This window comes from Xanthomonas phaseoli pv. dieffenbachiae (genome assembly GCF_008639345.1).
Classification (GTDB): domain Bacteria; phylum Pseudomonadota; class Gammaproteobacteria; order Xanthomonadales; family Xanthomonadaceae; genus Xanthomonas; species Xanthomonas phaseoli.
Genome location: NZ_CP041380.1, coordinates 674,196 through 687,634 on the forward strand (window position 1 = coordinate 674,196; position 13,439 = coordinate 687,634).

The window sequence follows — 13,439 nt, forward strand, 5'->3', positions numbered from 1 at the left end:
GCATATGATCCGCCGCGGGGGAACCAGCCCCAAGGAACGGCGGCCTTCGCAGGCCAATTCATTACCAACGGATCGCGTTTGCCAACGGCAGCGCAGGTGTTTAGGGGACTAACATGAGCAAGACGATTTCTGTGGGCGCAGCGGTGCTGTCCAGCGTGCTGGGCATTGCATTGGCCAGCGTGAGCGCGCCGGCGTCGGCCGGGTTCAAGGACGCCTTCAAGGGCTCCGCGCAAGATCAGCGCAAGGAGGGCGTGGCGCAGATCCCGACCTGCACCAAGTCGTTGGGCAGCCTGTCGGTTATCGAGCCGGAAGATGCGGTCAACTGGTGGTCTGGCCAGCAGCTGCCGGCGCCTTCCAAGTTGATCAAGGTGTTCGTCAACAAGTCGCGCTGCTTCACCCTGGTGGATCGCGGCGCCGGCATGGCGGCCTCGCAGCGCGAGCGCGATATGGCAGCCAATGGCGATCTGCGCGCCCGGTCCAACATGGGCAAGGGACAGATCCGCGCGGCCGATTATGTGATGACGCCGGACCTCATTTCGCAGAACCACAATGCCGGCGGCAGCGCCATTGCCGGCATGCTGGGTGGTCTGGTGGGCGGCAATGCCGGCAACCTGGTCGGTGGCCTGAACCTCAGCAAGAAGACCGCTGACGTGGTGCTGACCATCACCGATGTGCGTTCCTCCGAACAGGTCGCCATGGCGGAAGGCAACGCCAAGAAGACCGATTTGGGCTGGGGCGCGCGTGGCAACGTCTTCAGTGGCGGCGACTACGGCGCGGCCGGTGCGGGCGGTTACGCCAATACCGAGATCGGCCAGGTGATCACGCTGGCATATCTGCAGGCCTACACCGACATCGTCAGCCAGCTCGGCGGGCTGTCCGGCAATGCGGCGGCGTCGAACACGCAGCAGGCGGTTACGGTCACTCGTGCAGGGCGCCTGCTGGCCAATGCCAAGGGCACCGGTGCGGCCGTGCGCACGCTAGAGCCGGGCATGATGCTGTACCCAACCGGGACCAAGGAAGGCGTCATGTGGGAAGTCGAGGACGAGATGGGCAACCGTGGGTGGGTCTCCTCGGCCATGTTGGAACTGTCCAAGTAAGCCGCTGATGCAATTGGCGCCACGCTTGATCGCACTGGCGTAACGCAGCGGGGCCCGCGCGGTCCCGCTGTCGCATTCGGCACAAGGTGGGCTTGGGTTTGCCCATCGCCGGCCCGATAATGGTGCGATGGATATCAGCACCGACAACCCCGACCACGGCTTTCAGTTTCCCGGCACCTTCGAGCTCAGCGCCATGGGCACGGCCGAGCGTGGGCTGGAAACCGAGCTTCCGCGTCTGCTTGCCGCCACCGGCGTGGAACTGCTGCAAGAAAGCGTGAGCTGGAAGCATTCTTCCAGCGGAAAATATGTTTCGGTCAAGATTGGCTTCCGTGCCGAAAGCCGCGAGCAGTTCGAGGCCGCACATCAGGCGCTACGCGATCATCCGGAAGTGAAGTGGACGCTGTAGCGGCCGAGCCTGTGAGCAGCTCCATGGCTGGGCTGCCTGCGCAAATGCGCGACCTCGGCCAGCAAGACTACGCGCCCGTGTGGCGTGCAATGCAGCGTTTCACCGATGCGCGTGATGAGCACACGGCCGATGAGGTCTGGGTGGTCGAGCATGCGCCGGTGTTTACGTTGGGCCAGGCCGGCAAGCCCGAGCATGTGCTGGCCCCGGGCGAGATTCCGGTGCTGCAGGTCGATCGCGGCGGGCAGGTCACGTATCACGGTCCCGGCCAGTTGGTCGTTTACCCGTTGCTGGACCTGCGCCGGCTGAAGATCGGCGTGCGCGATTACGTCTGCAAGATCGAGCAGGCGCTGATCGATACGCTGGATGAGTGGAACATCGTGGCCGAGCGCCGCGACGGTGCCCCCGGGGTGTATGTGGGCGGGGCCAAGATCGCCGCGCTCGGGATCCGCGTGCGGCGTGGCTGCACCTTCCACGGGTTGTCGTTCAACGTGGACATGGACCTGGAACCGTTCCATCGCATCAACCCCTGTGGCTACCAGGGCCTGCAGGTGACCTCGGTGCTAGACTTGGGCGGCCCCTCCGGGATGGACGCCGTCAAGGCGGTGCTGCTCGACCAGCTGGCGCGCCAGTTCGGCCTCGTGCTGCAGCCCGTTTCCGCATTGCCCGACCTTTCGCTTCCGGCCTGAGCGCCCCGTATCGTCATGACCCAGCCTATCGCCCGTTCCATCCCCTTGCAGGTCGTCTCCGGCGACACCGCCGCGCCTGCGCCGCTGCAGACCGGCGTCAAGCAGATCGGTGGCGACAAGATCAACCGCTCGCCGGTGCAGTTCGTCGATGCGCCGGTGCTGCGCAAGCCGTCGTGGATCCGGGTGCGGATTCCCTCCGGCAATGCGGTACAGAACCTCAAGGCCAAGCTGCGCGAAAACCGCCTGGTCACGGTGTGCGAAGAAGCCAGCTGCCCCAACATCCACGAATGCTTCAGCCACGGCACCGCGACCTTCATGATCCTGGGCGAGGTGTGCACGCGGCGCTGCTCGTTCTGCGACGTGGCACACGGCCGGCCCAAGCCGCCCGACGCGAGCGAGCCGGCCAGTCTGGCCGCCACCGTCGCCGACATGGGGCTGAAGTACGTGGTCGTGACCAGCGTGGACCGCGACGATCTACGCGATGGCGGCGCGCAGCATTTCGTCGACTGCATTTCGGCGATCCGGGCCAGTTCGCCCAACACGCGTATCGAAATCCTGACCCCGGATTTCCGCGGCAAGGGCCGCATGGACCGCGCGCTGGAGATCCTGGCGCTGAGCCCGCCGGACGTGTTCAATCACAATATCGAAACCGTGCCGGACCTGTATCCGAACGTGCGCCCCGGTGCGGACTACCAGTGGTCGCTGACGCTGTTGCAGCGCTTCAAGGCGCAGCATCCATCCATCGCCACCAAGTCCGGCATCATGCTGGGCCTGGGCGAGACGATGGAGCAGGTGCAGGCCACGCTACGCGACCTGCGCGCACACGACGTGGACATGATCACCATCGGCCAGTATCTGCAGCCGACGCCACACCATCATCCGGTGATGCGTTACTGGACGCCTGAGGAATACAAGGCGCTGGAAGACTACGGCAACGCGCTGGGCTTCAGTCATGTCGCCTCCGGCCCGATGGTGCGTTCCTCGTATCACGCCGATCGGCAGGCTGCAGGCGCCGGCGTCGCCGCCTGAGTCGGCAACAGGCGATCGGCGGCTGCCGCGCCGGGTGCGCGATCGATGCTGGAACCCGCCCCGCGTCGCGGGTGTGTTCGATGCAGGCCGGTCCCGCATGTTGCCAGTAGACCACTGACCGGTCAGTCGCGACGTGCTACCGCCGACCACATCGCAATGCCCAGCAACGACAGCCCCGTGCATCGCGCGGGGCTGTGTCGTCGCTGGCCCATGCGGCGCGCAGCCGCAAGGTACGGTCTCGTTCACAATCTGCTACGGGCCCGGCGCTAGGCTGATTCAGCCAGCGGATGACAACGCCAGCAACTTTCGGCACTGTCATGCTGTCTGATCCGTTCACCGCCCTTCTTTCGTCGGCCTCGTGCCGAGAGCCATTCGATGACCTACAACGTTTCTTCGTGCATGAAGGCCGGCCTGCTGGCGCTGGTGTTGACCACTCCGATGGCCTTGCTCGCACGCGCCGATACCGCGCTGCCCGCCGCTGCCACGCCCGACCAGGCGACGGCCACCAAACTTGTCTACGGCCTGCTCTCCGACAGCCGCTATGCCTACCGGCCGCGCACGTTGGACGAGGCGATGTCCAAGGACGTGTTCAAGCGCTACCTGGAAACGCTGGATGGCGGCAAACAGTTCTTCACCCAGGCCGATATCGACAGCTTCGCGCCGCTCCAGGCCGGTGTGGGCGACGCGTTGCGCGGCGGCAACCTTGAGCCTGCGTTCCAGGTGTTCTCGGTCTACAAGAAGCGTGTCGATCAACGCGTCAAGTACGCGCGCGACCTGCTCAAGCAGGACTTCGATTTCAGCGGGAACGACAAGTTCGAATACGACCGCAAGGACGTGCCGTGGGCTGCAGACGACAAGCAGTTGGACGTGCTGTGGCGCCAGTCGGTGATGAACGATTGGCTGCGCCTGAAGCTGGCCGGCAAGAAGCCCGACGACATCCGCAAGACGCTGGACAAGCGGTATGTGGCACTGGCCGATTCGGTCAAGCAGCTCAAGGGCGAAGACGTGTTCCAGTTCTTCGTCAATGCCTATACCAATGCCGTCGACCCGCACACCGACTACTTCACCCCGCGCACTGCCGAAACGTTCAACCAGCAGATGTCGCTGTCGCTGGAAGGCATTGGCGCACAGCTGCAGAAGCAGGACGACATGGTGGTGATCCGCGAGGTGATCCCGGGCGGTCCAGCGGCGGTCGATGGCACGCTCAAGCCGGGTGATCGCATCGTCGGCGTTGGGCAGGCCAAGAATGGCGCGATCGAAGATGTGATCGGCTGGCGCATCGATGACGTGGTGGCCAAGATTCGTGGCAGCAAGGACACCCAGGTGCGCCTGGAGTACATCCCGGCCGAGTCGGGCATCGATGGCAAGCACCGCACGGTGACCCTGACCCGTCAGAAGGTGCGTCTGGCCGAACAGGCTGCCAAGGGCGAAACCATCACCTTGCCGGCGACCGGCAGCGAACCGCAGCGCCGCATCGGCATCATCAAGTTGCCGGGCTTCTACCAGGATTTCGAGGGCCGTCGCCGCAATGCAACCGACTATGCCTCGGCCACGCGCGACGTTGCCAAGCTGCTGGCCGGCTTCAAGACCGACAAGGTCGATGGCGTCGTGCTTGATCTACGCAATAACGGCGGTGGTTCGCTCGACGAGGCGATCGAACTGACCGGCTTGTTCATCGAGCAGGGCCCGGTGGTGCAGGTACGCGAATCCGGCGGCCGCGTCACCGTCAATGGCGACAGCGACCCCAAGGTTGCCTGGGACGGCCCGCTGGCCGTCTTGATCAACCGCGGCTCGGCGTCGGCATCGGAAATCTTTGCCGGTGCGATCCAGGATTACGGGCGTGGGCTGGTGATCGGCGAAACCAGCTTCGGCAAGGGCACCGTGCAGAACATCGTCGACCTGGATCGCTGGCCGGCTGCCGAAGGGCAGCGGTATGGGCAGGTCAAGCTGACAATCGCGCAGTTCTTCCGCGTCAGCGGCTCCAGCACCCAGCACAAGGGTGTGGTGCCGGATATCGCCTTCCCGGCCAGCGTGGATGCCACCGAGTTCGGTGAGAGTACCTACGACAATGCATTGCCGTGGACGCGCATCGCCGCTGCGCCGCATACCCAGTACGGCAATTTCGCACCGTTGCTGCCCAAGTTGCAGTCCCTGCACACTGCGCGCATCGCCACCGACAAGGAATTCCAGTGGTGGGAAGAAGACGTCAAGCAGTTCCGCGATGAAAAAGCCAAGAAGTACATTTCGTTGAATGAGGCCGAGCGCGTTGCCGAGCGACAGAAGCAGGATCAGCAGCGCAAGGACCGCCAGCAGATTCGCAAGCAACTCGGCCTGCCGCTGGATCCGCTTGCCGAAGACAGCGACGACGGCCTGACCGGCAACGAGCGCGACATCGTCAAGGACACCGCACGCGAAAAGGCCGCCGAAAAGCGTCCGGATCCGCTGCTGCATGAGTCGGCGGCGATCCTGGCCGATGCGCTGGGCTTGCTCTCGCAGGACAAGCCGTTGTCGGCCCAGGTGCTGCCGAAGTCGACCGCACCGGGACGTTGGGCAGACTGAGCCAGGCTGCCGATTCACTGCATGAGCGCCACCGCTTGCCGGTGGCGTTTTCATTTAGGCAGCACCGTCGCCGCTGGCAGTGTCTCAGGCGATCGCCTGCCAGCAGGCCTGCAGGCCGAGCAGCAGCAAGGTGCCGAAAAATATCCGACGGAATGCTTCGGCAGAGATGCGGCGTCGCAGCTTCGTGCCGGCCCACACCCCCAGTGCGGTGGGCAGTAGCGCCAGCAGCGACGGCAGGCCAGCCGAAAGCGGTACGCCGCCGTGCCAGACCAGCGCCGTCGCCAGCGCAAGCGTTGCCGTACCGAAGCATGCGGCCAGTGCGCGGATCAATACCTCGCGTGGCAAACCCAGTGCAGAAAGGTATGGCACCACCGGGAGAACCAGCACGCCGGTGGCGCCATTGAGCAGGCCACCGACCAGGCCGATCAGCGGGCTGCCCCAGCGCTCGTGACGTGGCGGCAGGGTCCACTGCCGGCGGGCAAGCCCCAGCAGGGCGTAGGCAACCAACAGGACCCCAAGCGCGCCGCGCAGGTAGCGCGGATGACCGCCAATCATCAACCCGGCGCTCAACCACGTGCCCGCCACCACCATGGCCAGCACCGGCCACAGGCGCCGCAACAGCACGGTCGCAGCGGGCCCCCAGGCCTGCTGCAGATTCGTCACCAACGAAGGCAGCACCAACAGCGCGGCGGCCTGGCTGGGCGGCAGCCACAGCCCCAGCAAACCCATCGCCACGGTGGGCAGCCCCATGCCGGCCACGCCTTTGACCGCGCCGGCCAGCAGGAATACCGCGGCAACCATAATCAATTGCGAAACGTCTTCTTTCATGGGGCGCAGGATCGATGCGGTAGCGGTGTCCGGCAAGCTGTCTTTGTTTGAGGCAGACTTCGGCCACGCCGAAGGCTGGAGATGCAGATGCAGGTGGAATTCATCGACTTGCGGATCTTTGTTGCGGTGGCAGACACCGGCAGCATCACCGCCGGCGCCGACCGGGCGGCGCTATCGCTGGCGGCCACCAGTGCGCGTGTTCGCGCGCTGGAGCTGCAGGTCGGCGCGGCCCTGTTCGAGCGCGGCCGCCGAGGCGTGACGCTGACCGCCGCCGGCCAGGTCCTGCTGCGGCATGCGCGGGTGCTGGCACGGCAGGAACAGGCCATGCGCAGCGAGCTTGGCGATTACGGACTTGGTGGACAGGTCACCCTGCGATTGGCCGCGAACACCGCCGCACTGTCCGAATGGCTGCCCGAGTGCGTTGCGGATTTCTTGCTGGCCCACCCACGGGTGGACCTGACCCTGGCCGAATGGGGCAGCGAGGAGGCTGCCGATGCGGTGCGCGATGAACGTGCGGACCTGGCCGTGGTGGCAGGGCATGCCGACTTCACCGGCCTGCAGCGGCGTCCGTTTCGGCAGGATCGCCTGATGGTCGCGGTGGCCGCCAGCCATCGGCTTGCCGGCGCAGGCAGCCTGCGCCTGGCCGATATCGCGCCGATGCAGTTGCTGGCGTTATCGGCCGACAACGCCTTGCAGCGCCATCTGCGGACGCATCTGGCCCGTGCCGGCGTGCAGCTGCGCATCCGCGCGCGCGTGCCGGGTATCGAAACGCTGTGCCGCATGCTGGCACGCGGCGTGGGCGTGGCCATCGTGCCGCACGCGGCGCTGTCCTGCTCCAGTGTCAGGCAGCAGCTGGCGGCGGTGCCGCTGGAGGAAGCCTGGGCGCGGCGCGAGCTCTCCATCATCTGGCGCGACCGCCCTTCGGCCACCCTGCAGGCCTTGCTGGAATGGCTGCAGGCCAGCGCCGCGAACGCCGGCATTCATCCGGCTTGATCACTGCGGTGCTGCATGCATCGGGTGGCTTTGTCACGGCCGGCGTGCGCGCCCGCTGCCGCTACTGCTCTTGCACGCGCTTGTCCTCAGCGTGGCCAGTCGAACTCGGCCATCACCGGATAATGGTCTGACGGCAGGATGCCGCCGGGACGATCGTCCAGGGTCGCGAAGCGGGAAGGACGCAATCCGCGATACAGGATCCAGTCGATGCGCCGGGTCGGGTGCGTGGTGAAATCCTGGAAGGTGTTTTCCGGCCCGCTGCGCTTGCTGGCCTGTGCACGCGCATCGCGAAGCACTGCGGTGAGCGTGGGGTAGGTGATCTTGTCCGGATCGCTGTTGAAGTCGCCGGTCAGCACCACCGGGATAGCGGCAGGCAACTGCGCGATGCGCGACAGGATCAGGCGCGCGCTGCGCTCGCGGGCGGGCTCGTCCTCATCGCGATACGGAAAGTGCGTGTTGAACAGATAAAAGCGGCGTTTGTCGCTGATGCGCTCGAACAGCGCCCAGGTGGCCATGCGTGGCAGTACATTGCCCCAGGTGATGCTGCCGGGGCGTTCGGGCGTGTCCGACAGCCAGAAGTTGCCCGACTCCACCACCTTCAATATACGCGCGTCGTAGAACACGCCCATGTGCTCGTCGCTGTCATCGCCGCGCCGGCCCTGGCCGAACCAGCGGTAGTCGGGCAACTGTTCGGCCAGGAAGGCCGCCTGTTCGCTCACCAGTTCCTGCGTGCCAAACACGTCCGGATGCGTCTGTTTGATCAACGCGACCATGGCCGCGCGACGCACTTGCCAGCGTTTGTCGCCATCGGTATCGGCCGGCACGCGCACGTTGAACGACATGACCCGCAGTGGCGCAGCCGGCGTGACGGCCAGCGCGGGTAAGGCGAGACACAACAGTGCAGCGAGGGCGAGAAGGCGGCGCAGCACCTGCGCGATGGAGCGTGGCATGCAGGGAAATTCCTTGAGGAAGCAAGAGCGCCGAGTCTAGCCAGAGATGATGACCGCTGCGTCACGGCGCCGGCCACTGATGCGTAGACGATCGGCCGCTTGACGCCATCGTGCATCGGCGTAGCATTTGCACCAGGCCGGCGGATAGACCGTCGGCTCACCACTCAACCGTGAGGGATTCTCATGGCAACACCGTACGACTATCTCGTGTTTATCGGGCGTTTCGAGCCCTTTCATAACGGCCACGCTGCCGTCGCCCGCCACGCGCTGGGCAAGGCGAAAAAGCTCATCGTGCTGATCGGCTCGGCCGACACGCCCCGCACCATTCGCAATCCTTGGACCGTCGCCGAACGTGCGGTGATGATCGAATCTGCGTTGCCGGACGAAACGGCGCGGCTGATCGTGCGCCCGCTACGCGATCATCTGTACAACGAAAGCCTGTGGATTGCCGAAGTGCAGCGACAGGTTGCCGAAGCGGTGCACGCCGATGGCGGCACGCTGGATGCGAACATCGGCCTGATCGGCATGGACAAGGATGCCAGCAGCTACTACCTGCGTGAGTTTCCGCAGTGGCCGCTAGAAGACGTGCAACATACCGCAACGCTGTCGGCCACCGAATTGCGCCGCTATCTGTTCGAAGCCGGCGATATCGGCTTCCACGGCGGCCTGTTGATGCTGCGCGGCAATGTGCCGGCGCCCGTCTACGACATGCTGGAAGCATTCCGGCGCAACTCGCCCAGCTACGCGCAGCTGGTGGCCGAATACCGCTTCATCGAGCAATACCGCGCTGCGTGGAAAGACGCGCCATATCCGCCGACATTCGTCACGACCGATGCGGTGGTGGTGCATTCGGGGCACGTGCTGCTGGTGCGCCGTCGCGCCGAACCGGGCAAGGGGTTGTGGGCCCTGCCCGGCGGTTTCGTCGGCCAGGAGGAAGGGCTGCTGGATTGCTGCCTGCGCGAGTTGCGCGAGGAAACCCGGCTCAAGCTGCCGGTGCCGGTGCTCAAGGGCTCGTTGCGTGGCAAGCAGGTGTTCGATCATCCCAAGCGCAGTCAGCGCGGACGCACCATTACCCATGCATTCCATTTCGAGTTTCCGGCCGGTGAATTGCCTGCGGTGCGCGGTGGCGACGATGCCGACAAGGCGCGCTGGATTCCGATCGCCGAAGTGATGGCGATGGGCCCGCGCCTGTACGAAGACCACCTGCATATTCTTGAATTCTTCCTGGGCCGTGGCTAACGCGCAAACGACGACCTGCTGCCGCGATGCCAACGGGCCGCACATGCCGTGACCGCTTGAACCATGACCTCCCGCCGGCGGACAGACCGCCGGTTCATTCGACGCGAAGGAGCTTCCGTCATGCATTACCTCGATAACCTGCTGCTCAATACCGATAGCTACAAGGCCAGTCACTGGCTGCAATATCCGCCCGGCACCGATGCGTCGTTCTTCTATGTCGAATCGCGCGGTGGGCTTTACGAGCAGACCGTGTTCTTCGGCCTGCAGTCGATCCTGAAGGAAGCGATCAACCGCCCGGTGACGCACGCCGACATCGACGATGCGAAAGACTTGCTGGCGGCGCATGGCGAGCCGTTCAACGAAGCCGGCTGGCGCGATATCGTCGACCGGCTTGGCGGGCAGTTGCCGATCCGCATCCGCGCGGTGCCCGAGGGCGCGGTGGTGCCAACGCACAACGTGCTGATGACCATCGAGTCCACCGACGCCAAGGCGTTCTGGGTACCGTCGTATCTGGAAACCCTGTTGCTGCGCGTGTGGTACCCGGTGACGGTGGCCACGGTGAGCTGGCAGGTCAAGCAGACCGTGCGCGACTTCCTGGAGCGTACCAGCGACGATCCGGAAGGGCAGCTGCCTTTCAAACTGCATGATTTTGGCGCGCGCGGCGTGTCCAGTCTTGGCTCGGCCGCATTGGGCGGTGCCGCGCATCTGGTGAACTTTCTCGGCACCGACACCTTGTCGGCATTGCTGCTGGCGCGTGCGCATTACCACACGCCGGTGGCCGGGTATTCGATTCCCGCCGCCGAACACAGCACCATCACCAGCTGGGGCCGCGAGCGTGAGGTGGATGCGTATCGCAACATGCTGAAGCAGTTCGCGCACCCGGGTTCGATCGTAGCGGTGGTGTCTGACAGCTACGACATCTACCGCGCCATTGCCGAGCATTGGGGCACCACCTTGCGCGAGGAAGTGATCGCCTCCGGCGCAACGGTGGTGATTCGCCCGGACTCGGGCGACCCGGTGGACGTGGTCGAGCAGTGCCTGCGGTTGCTGGACGAAGCGTTCGGGCATCAGGTCAATGGCAAGGGCTACAAGGTGCTCAACCACGTACGGGTGATCCAGGGCGATGGCATCAACCCCACCTCGCTGCGCGCGATTCTGGAGCGCATCACCGCCGCCGGCTATGCCGCCGACAATGTCGCCTTCGGGATGGGCGGTGCGTTGCTGCAGAAGGTGGACCGCGACACGCAAAAGTTTGCGTTGAAGTGCTCGGCGGTGCGTGTGGACGGGCAGTGGGTCGATGTCTACAAGGACCCGATCACCGACCAGGGCAAGCAGAGCAAGCGTGGCCGCCTGACCTTGCTGCGCAACCGCAACGATGGCAGCTACCGCAGTGCTTTGCTCGATGAGGTGCACACCTACCCCGACAGCGAAGACGCGCTGGTCACGGTGTGGGAAAACGGTGTGCCGCAACAGGAGTGGACGTTGGAGCAGGTTCGCGCGCGTGCCAACGCGGCACGTCGCTGACGCGCGGCGCGCAGGGTTGGCCATGCACGCTTCCATCGACGACATCTCCTTGTTGCCTGCTTCGGCGCTGCTGACGCGTCTGCGCGCCGCAGCACCCAACCTGCAGCGGCGCGTGCCGCTGCAGGACGAGGCCAGTCGCTGGCATGCGCTGCGTATCGGCGCGCGCACCTATCGCGCGGCGTTGCCGATCACCTTCACCCCCTATGCCTCAGTACGGCCCTGTTCGGCGCGCTGCGGGTTCTGTTCGGAAAATCTGCGGCAGCACGGTGGCGGTCGCGCGGCAGCGACGTTGCGACCTGGGCCTGACTATTTCCAGCAGTTGAGCGCTGTCTTGCAGCTGCTGCGCGAGGTGCCGCTGTCGTATTCGTTGTCGGGTCTGGAAATGACCGACGATGCGGCATGGTTGCAGACCTTGCTGCAGACCCTGGCAACCACGCCCAACGGCCCGCGCGTCGAGCAGCGCGTGCTGTACAGCAATGGCGCCGGGCTGGCGCGTGCGCACGGTGCGCGCTTGATCGAAGCGCTGGTTGAGTTCGGGCTGTCGTGGGTCGAGTTGTCGCGTCACCATCCGTTGCAGGAGCGCAACGACGCGATCATGCGTTTCCGCCCCGACGAGCCGATCGCCGATGTGGCGACCTTCGTACAAACGGCACGGCGGCTGGCAGCACGGCTGCCGCTGCGACTGGTCTGCATCGTGCAGCGCGGTGGCGTGGACAATGCAGACGCCATTGCGCAGTACATCGCGTGGGCACGCAGCTGCGGCGCCAGCCAGGTGATCTTTCGGGAATTGTCGCGGTTGGACGATGCCTATCGCAGCAACGGCACGCTGCGCTACATCGGCGAACACCGCATCGGCGTAGACACGTTGCTGGACCAGTGCATGCAGCAGCCCTGGTGGTCGCGCTGGCAACCCGATGGCCTCACCGAAGGCTATTACTTCTGGAATGTGCGGCTGCGCGATCAGGCGGGCTTGCAGATGGTGTTCGAAAGCGCCGACTACGCCGCGATGCATGCGCGCCACGCGACCGGCGATCTGTACAAGCTGGTGTTCTTCGCCAACGGCCGTCTGTGTGCGGGTTGGGACCCGGATGCCGATGTGTTGTGGGAACCCACTAATGGATGAGTTCGATCGGCGCAGCTGGTGGACGCCGGCCCCGGACGAGGCCGCCTGGGCACTGCCCGACGATCTGCGCGCGGCCGACCCGCTCGGCGCGCGCGATTGTGGCTGGGTCAATCAGATGCGCCCGTTTGTGCGCCATTTCAGCCGGCCGGGCGAGCAGGTATTCGACCCGTTCTGCGGCTTTGGCAGCACCTTGCTGGCGGCCGCGCTGGAAGGCCGCAACGCGCATGGCATGGAAATCGATCCGGCACGCGCGCAGTTGGCACGCACGCGTCTGGCGCGGCATGCGGTGGAAGCCCCGGTGGTGGTCGGCAGCCTGGCCGATATCGCCCCGGCGGCCCCGATCGACCTGTGTCTGACCAACGTGCCGTATTTCGGCTGCCACTGGCATGGCGACGTGCTGCCTGGGCAGCTTTATGCGAGCAGCGATTACGCCAGCTACCTGACCGGCATGCGCGCGGATCTTGGCCGCATCCTGGCCAGTCTGTTCAACCTGCGCGAGGAGCGGGTGCTGTGCTATCGGCGTGCGGGCGCAGCGCTGGGGCATGCCGAGACACAGAGCAATCGCAGCCACGAATACGCGCTGATCTTTCAGCATTGTCGTGCCCGGCTGGATCTGCAGCAGGCCGCGCAGTTGTTGCAGGCGGTGCAGGCACAAGGCCTGCCGGTGGTGGTGCATGGCAGCTACGCGCGCTGGCTGGCGTCGCCGACCCCGGTGCCCCAAGGCCCGGCCGATCTGGACCTGATGCTGCGTGGCGAACAAGCGCTGTGGGACCGCCTCACGCTCTGGCTGCAGCAGCAGGGCTTCGCGTTGAGCCTGTGGGGCGAACCGTGCCGTGCGCCCGTGGCACTGGCGGTGGTGCGCGCCCACCACTACCTGCGCGCCGAGCGCATCGGTGCCGATGGCCGCCGTCTGCAGGTAGACCTGCAATTGCCAGTGGATGAACCGCCGTTGCCCTGATCGGGCAAGCCGACGCCGCGCGCACATGGGTTGCCGCTATGCTCTGT

At 65.4% G+C, this 13,439-nt stretch carries 12 protein-coding genes; 10 read left to right on the forward strand and 2 right to left on the reverse strand.

What is annotated here, in order from left to right; all coding sequences use genetic code 11:
• Positions 1-113 precede the first annotated feature (113 nt).
• From FLG15_RS03080 to FLG15_RS03100, 5 genes are all read left to right on the forward strand, one after another.
• Complete coding sequence (locus FLG15_RS03080; RefSeq protein ID WP_057678335.1) at positions 114-1,097, forward strand: CsgG/HfaB family protein; 984 nt, start codon at positions 114-116, stop codon at positions 1,095-1,097.
• Between the two features lie 127 nt (positions 1,098-1,224).
• Positions 1,225-1,503 (forward strand): YbeD family protein, encoded by a 279-nt coding sequence (locus FLG15_RS03085; RefSeq protein WP_008577897.1) that lies wholly within the window; start codon positions 1,225-1,227, stop codon positions 1,501-1,503.
• A complete protein-coding gene (lipB, locus tag FLG15_RS03090) occupies positions 1,491-2,189 on the forward strand; it encodes a lipoyl(octanoyl) transferase LipB (protein WP_057678336.1) in 699 nt (232 codons plus the stop codon). Before FLG15_RS03085 ends, lipB begins: the two co-directional genes overlap by 13 nt.
• A 15-nt stretch (positions 2,190-2,204) precedes the next feature.
• Positions 2,205-3,218, forward strand: coding sequence for a lipoyl synthase (lipA, locus tag FLG15_RS03095; RefSeq protein ID WP_008577899.1), 1,014 nt, complete (start codon positions 2,205-2,207; stop codon positions 3,216-3,218).
• A gap of 399 nt (positions 3,219-3,617) precedes the next feature.
• Entirely contained in the window at positions 3,618-5,777 is a 2,160-nt protein-coding gene (locus FLG15_RS03100) for a carboxy terminal-processing peptidase (protein ID WP_170922312.1), read from the forward strand.
• An 84-nt stretch (positions 5,778-5,861) separates the two neighbouring features.
• On the opposite strand, the gene FLG15_RS03105 is transcribed toward FLG15_RS03100, so the two are convergent.
• Positions 5,862-6,605 (reverse strand): sulfite exporter TauE/SafE family protein, encoded by a 744-nt coding sequence (locus FLG15_RS03105; RefSeq protein WP_057678338.1) that lies wholly within the window; start codon positions 6,603-6,605, stop codon positions 5,862-5,864.
• A gap of 87 nt (positions 6,606-6,692) precedes the next feature.
• On the opposite strand from FLG15_RS03105, the gene FLG15_RS03110 reads away from it, so the two are divergent.
• Complete coding sequence (locus tag FLG15_RS03110) at positions 6,693-7,598, forward strand: LysR substrate-binding domain-containing protein (RefSeq protein WP_150145514.1); 906 nt, start codon at positions 6,693-6,695, stop codon at positions 7,596-7,598.
• 86 nt (positions 7,599-7,684) lie between these two features.
• Here FLG15_RS03110 and FLG15_RS03115 read toward each other — a convergent pair whose 3' ends face one another.
• Positions 7,685-8,548, reverse strand: coding sequence for an endonuclease/exonuclease/phosphatase family protein (locus FLG15_RS03115; protein ID WP_057678340.1), 864 nt, complete (start codon positions 8,546-8,548; stop codon positions 7,685-7,687).
• 183 nt (positions 8,549-8,731) lie between these two features.
• Here FLG15_RS03115 and FLG15_RS03120 point away from each other — a divergent pair, with 183 nt between their 5' ends.
• The 4 genes from FLG15_RS03120 (at position 8,732) to FLG15_RS03135 (ending at position 13,392) form a co-directional block, all read left to right on the forward strand.
• Entirely contained in the window at positions 8,732-9,787 is a 1,056-nt protein-coding gene (locus FLG15_RS03120; protein WP_057678341.1) for a bifunctional nicotinamide-nucleotide adenylyltransferase/Nudix hydroxylase, read from the forward strand.
• A gap of 120 nt (positions 9,788-9,907) precedes the next feature.
• Complete coding sequence (locus FLG15_RS03125; RefSeq protein ID WP_039573222.1) at positions 9,908-11,311, forward strand: nicotinate phosphoribosyltransferase; 1,404 nt, start codon at positions 9,908-9,910, stop codon at positions 11,309-11,311.
• 22 nt (positions 11,312-11,333) lie between these two features.
• On the forward strand, positions 11,334-12,434 hold the full coding sequence (locus FLG15_RS03130) for a hypothetical protein (protein ID WP_057678342.1): 1,101 nt from the start codon (positions 11,334-11,336) through the stop codon (positions 12,432-12,434).
• Positions 12,427-13,392 carry a DNA methyltransferase gene (locus tag FLG15_RS03135; protein ID WP_150145515.1) on the forward strand — a complete coding sequence of 322 codons (966 nt, stop codon included), beginning with the start codon at positions 12,427-12,429 and terminating at the stop codon, positions 13,390-13,392. The genes FLG15_RS03130 and FLG15_RS03135 overlap by 8 nt, the downstream gene beginning before the upstream one ends.
• Positions 13,393-13,439: the final 47 nt, after the last annotated feature.

What these genes read in the sequence shown, in the direction of transcription:
- FLG15_RS03080 (WP_057678335.1), top strand. Translation starts at nt 114, where the DNA reads ATGAGCAAGACGATTTCTGTGGGCGCAGCGGTGCTGTCCAGCGTGCTG.
- FLG15_RS03085 (WP_008577897.1), top strand. Translation starts at nt 1,225, where the DNA reads ATGGATATCAGCACCGACAACCCCGACCACGGCTTTCAGTTTCCCGGC.
- lipA (WP_008577899.1), top strand. Translation starts at nt 2,205, where the DNA reads ATGACCCAGCCTATCGCCCGTTCCATCCCCTTGCAGGTCGTCTCCGGC.
- FLG15_RS03100 (WP_170922312.1), top strand. Translation starts at nt 3,618, where the DNA reads ATGAAGGCCGGCCTGCTGGCGCTGGTGTTGACCACTCCGATGGCCTTG.
- FLG15_RS03105 (WP_057678338.1), bottom strand. Translation starts at nt 6,605, where the DNA reads ATGAAAGAAGACGTTTCGCAATTGATTATGGTTGCCGCGGTATTCCTG.
- FLG15_RS03110 (WP_150145514.1), top strand. Translation starts at nt 6,693, where the DNA reads ATGCAGGTGGAATTCATCGACTTGCGGATCTTTGTTGCGGTGGCAGAC.
- FLG15_RS03115 (WP_057678340.1), bottom strand. Translation starts at nt 8,548, where the DNA reads ATGCCACGCTCCATCGCGCAGGTGCTGCGCCGCCTTCTCGCCCTCGCT.
- FLG15_RS03120 (WP_057678341.1), top strand. Translation starts at nt 8,732, where the DNA reads ATGGCAACACCGTACGACTATCTCGTGTTTATCGGGCGTTTCGAGCCC.
- FLG15_RS03125 (WP_039573222.1), top strand. Translation starts at nt 9,908, where the DNA reads ATGCATTACCTCGATAACCTGCTGCTCAATACCGATAGCTACAAGGCC.
- FLG15_RS03130 (WP_057678342.1), top strand. Translation starts at nt 11,334, where the DNA reads ATGCACGCTTCCATCGACGACATCTCCTTGTTGCCTGCTTCGGCGCTG.
- FLG15_RS03135 (WP_150145515.1), top strand. Translation starts at nt 12,427, where the DNA reads ATGGATGAGTTCGATCGGCGCAGCTGGTGGACGCCGGCCCCGGACGAG.